The 7,232-nt window shown below is 68.3% G+C and carries 7 protein-coding genes; 3 read left to right on the plus strand and 4 right to left on the minus strand.

Going from position 1 to position 7,232, the window contains the following annotated elements:
• The first annotated feature begins 24 nt into the window (after nucleotides 1-24).
• Entirely contained in the window at nucleotides 25-1,470 is a 1,446-nt protein-coding gene (gene tldD, locus RTY46_RS17165) for a metalloprotease TldD (protein ID WP_312709899.1), read from the plus strand.
• A gap of 41 nt (nucleotides 1,471-1,511) precedes the next feature.
• Here the strand turns inward: tldD and yjgA are convergent, their stop codons facing one another.
• The gene (gene yjgA, locus RTY46_RS17170) at nucleotides 1,512-2,099 is read right to left on the minus strand and encodes a ribosome biogenesis factor YjgA (RefSeq protein ID WP_108753744.1); all 588 of its coding nucleotides are present in this window, start codon (nucleotides 2,097-2,099) and stop codon (nucleotides 1,512-1,514) included.
• Nucleotides 2,100-2,167: 68 nt separating this feature from the next.
• Between yjgA and pmbA the strand changes: the two genes are divergently transcribed.
• Nucleotides 2,168-3,535 carry a metalloprotease PmbA gene (pmbA, locus tag RTY46_RS17175; protein ID WP_312709900.1) on the plus strand — a complete coding sequence of 456 codons (1,368 nt, stop codon included), beginning with the start codon at nucleotides 2,168-2,170 and terminating at the stop codon, nucleotides 3,533-3,535.
• Between the two features lie 87 nt (nucleotides 3,536-3,622).
• Nucleotides 3,623-3,985, plus strand: a complete 363-nt coding sequence (locus tag RTY46_RS17180; RefSeq protein ID WP_312709902.1) for a DUF4870 domain-containing protein — start codon at nucleotides 3,623-3,625, stop codon at nucleotides 3,983-3,985.
• 98 nt (nucleotides 3,986-4,083) lie between these two features.
• Here RTY46_RS17180 and RTY46_RS17185 read toward each other — a convergent pair whose 3' ends face one another.
• From RTY46_RS17185 to tilS, 3 genes are read right to left on the minus strand one after another with little or no spacing between them, the layout of a single operon-like run.
• Nucleotides 4,084-4,962, minus strand: coding sequence for a farnesyl diphosphate synthase (locus RTY46_RS17185; protein ID WP_312709903.1), 879 nt, complete (start codon nucleotides 4,960-4,962; stop codon nucleotides 4,084-4,086).
• Entirely contained in the window at nucleotides 4,952-5,212 is a 261-nt protein-coding gene (locus RTY46_RS17190; protein ID WP_006381978.1) for an exodeoxyribonuclease VII small subunit, read from the minus strand. Before RTY46_RS17190 ends, RTY46_RS17185 begins: the two co-directional genes overlap by 11 nt.
• A gap of 36 nt (nucleotides 5,213-5,248) precedes the next feature.
• The gene (gene tilS / locus RTY46_RS17195) at nucleotides 5,249-6,535 is read right to left on the minus strand and encodes a tRNA lysidine(34) synthetase TilS (protein WP_312709904.1); all 1,287 of its coding nucleotides are present in this window, start codon (nucleotides 6,533-6,535) and stop codon (nucleotides 5,249-5,251) included.
• Nucleotides 6,536-7,232 lie beyond the last annotated feature (697 nt).

The following is a 7,232-nucleotide window of genomic DNA, read 5'->3' on the forward strand; positions in this document are numbered from 1 at the left end:
CGCCAGCACCCCCAGATCGAGACCATGACTGATACTGCCCTGACTCTTGCCCACGACCGCCTGCTGCGCCCCGGCGGCCTGGATACCGCCGGCCTTGAGCGCGCCTTCGGCCAGCTGCTCGGCCCCGGCGTGGACTTCGGTGACCTCTATTTCCAGCACGCCCGGCGCGAAAGCTGGAGTGTGGAAGACGGCATCGTCAAGGACGGTGCGCATTCCATTGAACAGGGCGTGGGCGTGCGTGCCATTGCCGGGGAAAAGACCGGCTTTGCCTACTCCGGCGATATCCATGCCGATGCACTGCTGAGCGCCGCACAGTCGGCGCGCGCGATCTCGCGCGAAGGCGGGGCGCAGGCCGGGCGTTCGCTGCTGCGCGGCAGTGCGCGCGCGCTGTACCCCACGCTGGACCCGATCGACAGCCTGGGCAACGAAGCGAAGGTGGAAGTGCTCAAGCGCCTGGACGGTTACCTGCGCGCGGCCGACCCGCGGGTGAAGCAGGTGATGGTCAGCCTGTCCGGCGGCGTGGACACCGTGCTGGTGGCCCGCACCGACGGCGTGCTCGGCGCCGACGTGCGCCCGCTGGTGCGCCTGAACGTGCAGGTGATCGTGGAACAGAACGGTCGCCGCGAGTCGGGTTATGCCGGTGGCGGCGGCCGCTATGGCTATGCCGAACTGTTTGCCGATGGCCGCCCGGAAGCCTTCGCCCGCGAAGCCCTGCGCCAGGCGCTGGTGAACCTGGACGCCGTGCCGGCCCCGGCCGGGGTGATGCCGGTGGTGCTGGGCCCGGGCTGGCCGGGCGTGCTGCTGCACGAGGCGGTGGGCCACGGCCTGGAAGGTGATTTCAACCGCAAGGGCACCAGTGTCTACGCCGGCCGCATTGGCGAGCGCGTGGCCGCGCCGGGGGTGACCATCGTCGACGATGGCACCCTGGACGGACGCCGCGGTTCGCTGAACATCGACGACGAAGGCCACCCCAGCCAGTGCACCACGCTTATCGAGGACGGCATCCTGGTGGGCTACATGCAGGATGCGCTGAACGCGCGCCTGATGGGCATGGCCCCGACCGGCAACGGCCGCCGCGAATCGTTCGCGCACCTGACCATGCCGCGCATGACCAACACCTACATGCGTGCCGGCGAGCACGACCCGCAGGAGATGATCCGTTCGGTGAAGAAGGGCCTGTATGCGGTCAACTTCGGCGGCGGCCAGGTGGACATCACCAGCGGCAAGTACGTGTTCTCGGCTACCGAGGCCTACCTGATCGAAGATGGCCGCATCACCGCGCCGGTGAAGGGCGCGACCCTGATCGGCAATGGCCCGGAAACCATGCAGAAGGTGCGCATGGTCGGCAACGACCTGGCCCTGGACGAGGGCGTAGGCATCTGTGGCAAGGATGGCCAGAGCGTGCCGGTCGGTGTCGGCCAGCCCTCGCTGCTGATCGAAGGGCTGACCGTGGGCGGTACCCAGGCCTGAGCGCGGCGATGGCCAGCGCCCATGCCCGGGCCGGCGGGGACTCAGTCCTCGTCGGCTTCGTCGGTACCGACGTCGTCGGCCTCGTCGGTCGCGGCCTTCAGGCCCAGCGCCGCCGGCAGCATCAGCGCGCGCAGCACTTGGAAGATCTCGCGGTAGGCGCGCGGCGGCTTGTTCTTGGCCTTTTCGGCCTGGGCGTTGCGCACCAGCGTGCGCAGCTGCTGGCGGTCAGCCTGCGGGTAGTCGTCCAGCAGGGCGGCCAGCGCCTTGTCGCCCTCGGCCAGCAGGCGCTCGCGCCAGTCTTCGGCGCGGTGCATCATCGCCACCTCGCGGCGGCCGGTTTCACTGTTGGCGTCCAGCGCATCGCGGATCGCGTCCAGCGTGGCCTCATCCTCGCGACGCATGTGCTTTGCCAGGAATGCCAGCTGTCGCTTGTGGGCGATGTGCGCGGTAATGCGCTTGCACTCGGCGATGTGCGGCAGCAGGTCCTCGGGGATCGGCAGGCGGGCCAGCTGGGCCGGAGTCAGCGACACCAGCTTCTCGCCCAGGGCCAGCACGTCAAGTGCGTCGCGCCGGTTCTGGCTGCGGCTCTTGTCGTGGAATTCACCGGTTTCTTCGTCGCGTCCGCGCATCGTCCCTACCTGATCTCAAAAAAAGTCGCCCGGCGTGATGCCGGGCCCAACCCGTACAGGATAAAGCATTGAACGTGATCGCCCCTGAAGTGGCTACCGGCGACGACAGCCTGGCCCGTCTGGAACGGCTGGCCGACCTTTCCCAGCAGCTGATCGACCGTGCCCGCGCGCTGGGCGCCAGCCAGGCTGAAGTGAGCTGCAGCGAAGACCGCGGGCTGGAGGTCAATGTCCGCCTGGGTGAGGTGGAGACGGTGCAGTCCACCCGTGACCGCGGCATTGCCGTGACCGTCTACTTCGGCCAGCGCAAGGGCAGTGCCAGCACCGCCGATCTGAACGAGGCCAGCCTGCAGGCCACGGTGGAGCAGGCCTGTGCCATTGCCCGCCACACCGAGGACGACCCGGCCGCCGGCCTGGCCGACGCCGCGCTGATGGCCCGCGACTTCCCCGATCTGGACAGCTGGCACCCGTGGGCGCTGCAGGCCGACCAGGCGGTGGATCTGGCCCTGGCCTGCGAGGCCGCCGGCCGCGAGGCCGATGCGCAGATCCGCAATTCTGACGGCGCCTCGGTGTCGAGCATGCAGAGCGTATCGGTGTACGCCAACTCGCATGGCTTCATCGGCCGCGAGCGCGGCACCCACCATTCGATCGGCTGCGCGCTGATTGCCGGTACCGGCGATGGCATGCAGCGGGATGGCTGGTACACCGGCGCACTGGCCCGCGAAGACCTGGAAAACCCGGCCAGCGTCGGCCGTCGCGCCGCCGAACGGACCGTCGCCCGGCTGCAGCCGCGTTCGCTGCCGACCGGCAGCCTGCCCGTGCTGTTTGCCCCGGAAGTGGCGCGCAGCCTGGTCGGCCACCTGTTGTCGGCCGTGTCTGGCGGCGCCCTGTACCGCCAGGCCAGCTTCCTGCTGGACAGCGTGGGCCAGCGCCTTTTCCCCGAGTGGATGCAGATTGAAGAGCTGCCGCACCTGCGCCGCGGCCTGCGTTCGGCCGCCTTCGATGGCGATGGCGTGGCCACCCGGGCATCGGCCCTGGTGACCGATGGCGTGCTGCAGCGCTATGTGCTGGGCAGCTACTCGGCCCGCAAGCTGGGGCTGCAGACCACCGCCAACGCCGGCGGTGTGCACAACCTGCAGCTGGCTGCCAATGCGGGCTCGCTGCACGAGATCGCCCGGCAGATGGGCGACGGCCTGCTGGTGACCGAGCTGATGGGGCAGGGCGTGAACGGGGTGACCGGCGACTACTCGCGCGGCGCCGGTGGTTTCCGGGTCGAGAACGGCCAGATCCAGTTCCCGGTGGATGGCATCACCATTGCCGGCAACCTGCGGGAGATGTTCGCCAGCATCGAAGCGGTCGGCAGCGACGTCGACCCGCGCTCGCACATCCGCACTGGTTCGATCCTGGTGGGGCGAATGACGATCGCCGGTAATGATTGATGGCGTTGATGGCGTAAGCTATGCCCGCCTGACGCGACCGGCCCGCTGCCGGTCGCGCATGACCACCCAAAAACAAGGAGTTTTGTCGTGAGCGATTTCGATAACGTCCCGGCGGCGGGCAACGCGCCGTCCGACCAGCGCACCATGGCGCTGGCCGCGCACCTGCTGGGCATCTTCACCGGCTTCATCGGTGCGCTGATCATCTGGCTGATCAACAAGGATGATGCAAGCAAGTCCTTCGTGACCGACCAGTCCAAGGAAGCGCTGAACTTCCAGATCACCATCGCCATCGCGATGTTCGTCTGCATCATCCTGACATTCGTGGTCATCGGTGCCATCCTGATGCCGATCGTCGGTCTGCTCAGCCTGATCTTCAGCATCATTGCTGCGGTCAAGGCCAACAACGGCGAGCTGTACCGCTACCCGTTCGCGCTGCGCCTGATCAAGTAAGCGACAACGATCCATCGCGCACAAAGAAGCGCCCGGCAATGCCGGGCGTTTCCATTTGCGGCGTGGAGGCAGCGCCGGGCCACGCCCGGCGGGCGCGGTCAATGATCGCGTTCCACCGCCAGCGTGGCCAGCGCACGCAGCGCGTCGGCTTCTTCGTGGTAACCGGCCAGCGCCGCCTGCATGCGCGCGGCCAGCTCGCGCAGCTGCGCCTTGGCCCCGTCCATGCCCAGCAATGCCGGGAAGGTGCTCTTGTCCTGCGCCTGGTCCTTGCCGGCGGTCTTGCCCAACTGCTCGGAACTGGCCTCGACATCCAGGATGTCATCGCGCACCTGGAAGGCCAGGCCCAGCGCATCGGCAAAGCCGTCCAGCTGTGCCAGCACCGGCGCGGGCGCCTCGCCGCACAGCGCGCCCATGCGCACCGCCGCACGGATCAGCGCACCGGTCTTCAGTGCATGCATGCGGGTGAGCGCCGCCAGCGACTGCTGCTGCCCGGTGGCATCGATATCCAGTGCCTGGCCGCCGCACATGCCGGCCGCGCCAGAGGCGTGGGCCAGGGTCTGCAGGCAGGCCACGCGAAGGCTGGCGGGCAGGGCGGCATCGGCCAGCAGGCCGAAGGCGCGGGTCTGCAGGGCATCGCCGGCCAGGATCGCCGTCGCTTCATCAAAGGCAATGTGCGTGGTTGGCTTGCCGCGGCGCAGGGCGTCATCGTCCATGGCCGGCAGGTCGTCGTGCACCAGCGAATAGGCGTGGATCAGCTCAACGGCCATCGCGGCCGCATCCAGTTGCTCCAGCGGCACGCCGAACAGGCGGCCACTGGCGTAGACCAGCAGCGGGCGCATGCGCTTGCCGCCGCCCAGCACCGAATAGCGCATGGCCTGGTGCAGACGCTGCGGTGCGTCGGCCGGCGAGGGCAGGGCCGCGTCCAGCTGGCTTTCAATTCGGTCGCGCCACTGCGCGAACAGCGCCTCAACCGTCATGGCTGGGCGGATCGAAGGGTTCGGCTGTTTCCGGCTGCGCCGGATCGCTGAGCAGGCGCACGCGCAGTTCGGCCTGCTCCAGCGCCTGCTGGCACTGCCGGTACAGACCGACGCCACGTTCGTAAGCACTGAGCGAAGCTTCCAGGCTCAGCTCGCCGGTTTCCATCTGCTCCACCAGCTGCTCCAGCGATTCGAGCGATTGTTCGAACTGGGCAACGGGGGAGGCGTTTTCGGGGGACTTCTTGGCCATGCGACAAGTGTGGACGGGCCACGCGCAGGGGTCAATTCACCAGCCGCCGGGTCGCCACTGCAGCTGTGCGCTGGCCGACTGCAACCACGCCTGGAAGGGAGCGGAAACCACGACGTCGGCGGCGGCCAGCAACTGCTCGCCGGCGTACAACAGGGGCAGCTGCGCGCGTCGCCAAGGGGCCAGGTGCTCGCGTTGCAGACAGTCTTTCAGCGCATGTGAATGGGTACGGCCCGGCAACAGGATGCGTTCGCCGCCGCGCCGCGCGCGCACCTGCACCGGCTGCGCGAACGCTTCGCCGCCGAGCAGGCTCAGCTGCCCGCCATCGGGCAAGGGCAGCGGCGCGCGGCCGTCCCAGGTGGTCTGCCAATCGACGGGAAGTACCGGTAGTTCCGCTGGCAGCAGGTACGCATGGCCGCGCCACTGCTGGATGGCGTGGTCCTGCCAGCGCACCTGTGCCTGCCGATCGCTGGCCGCTTCCAGCAGTTCGTGCTGCAGTTGCCGCAGCACCGTGGCCGGCAGCGGTGCGGCACCGTGCGCGCGTACCCAGGCGCGCAGCACGCGCGCACCGCGCGCAGGCGACACCTGGCGCAGCAGTTCCAGCGACAGCACCCGCGGCGCCACTTCCAGATGCGCGATCAGTTCGGCGTCTTCCTCGTCCAGCAGTGCGCGGGTCTGTGCGCAGTGATCGGCGCTGCCGGCCAGGGCCGCGGCCGCGTGTGGCCAGCGCTGGCGCAGCAGCGGCAGCACGTGCAGGCGCAGGAAGTTGCGGTCGGCATGGTCCTGGCCGTTGCTGGGGTCTTCGATCCAGCGCAGGGCCTGCTGCTGTGCGTAGTGCTGCAGCGCGCTGCGCGCGGTGTGCAGCAAGGGCCGCCAGACGCGGTGGCCCTGCAGCATGCTGTCGGCGGCCATCGCCGCCAGGCCATCGATGCCGGAGCCGCGCAGTGCGCGCAGCAGGAAGGTTTCGGCCTGGTCATCCTGGTGCTGGGCCAGGGCCAGGGTTTCGCCCTCGCGCAGCTCGGCGGCAAATGCGGCGCGCCGGGCCTGGCGGGCGGCGCCTTCCAGTCCCAGGCCAGCGGTCGTGGCGATCTGCACGCGGTGCACGGCCAGTTCGATGCCCAGGGCATCGCACTGCTGCTGGCAATGGCGCACCCAGGCATCGGCATCGGCCTGCAGGCCGTGGTGCACGTGGATGGCGCGCAGACGGCTGCCGTTGGCCTGCGCGCAGCGCCACAGCCAGTGCAGCAGCACGGTCGAATCCAGCCCGCCGCTGTAGGCGACCAGCAGCGGGGTATCCAGCGGGACAAGGGCAGGGAAGTGGCTCACGGCGGCAAGTATAGGGTGGGGGGCTTGGCAGGGCTGCGCCCTGCACCCGCTCAATGCAACGTCAACGTCAACGTCAAACGCTGGGTTCGTGGGGAATGGCGCGGTGGGTCCGGTTGCGGGGGACGCTGCAAGTACGTCCATGTAAGCTCGGTCGCCGCATCCATGCGGCTCACGCCCCCGCAACCGGACCCACCCCGCCTTCGACAGTCCCCCGCGGCTGTTGGTAGGTGTCGACCTTGGTCGACACAGTAGATCCACGCCATGCGTGGATGCTCTTCGAGTTCAATCGAATTTTTTCGATTCCGGTTGAGATTCATCCACGCATGGCGTGGATCTACTGGCCGTTGGCCAACCGACCCACCATCCCACGCAATGCACGCTTTTGCGGTTGCCGTTGCCGTTGCTTCAGTCGAGCATGGCTCGACTCTACACAGCGTTCTGCTCTGGTAGGTGTCGACCTTGGTCGACACAGTAGATCCACGCCATGCGTGGATGAATCTGTCAGATATCCAAAAGAATGCTGGGGTCAGAGCCCGTTGCGCAGCAACCGGATCCGACCCCATGCCATTCCGACAGAACGCGGGAATCTGTCAGAGGCGGGGCGGTGTCGGATTGCGGGGTGTCAGCCGCATGGATGCGGCTGCCAAGCCTTATCTGATGGAAATCTGGCAGCGTAGGTGCCGAGAGCCGGCGTGGG

This window comes from Stenotrophomonas sp., assembly GCF_032056425.1.
GTDB lineage: Bacteria > Pseudomonadota > Gammaproteobacteria > Xanthomonadales > Xanthomonadaceae > Stenotrophomonas.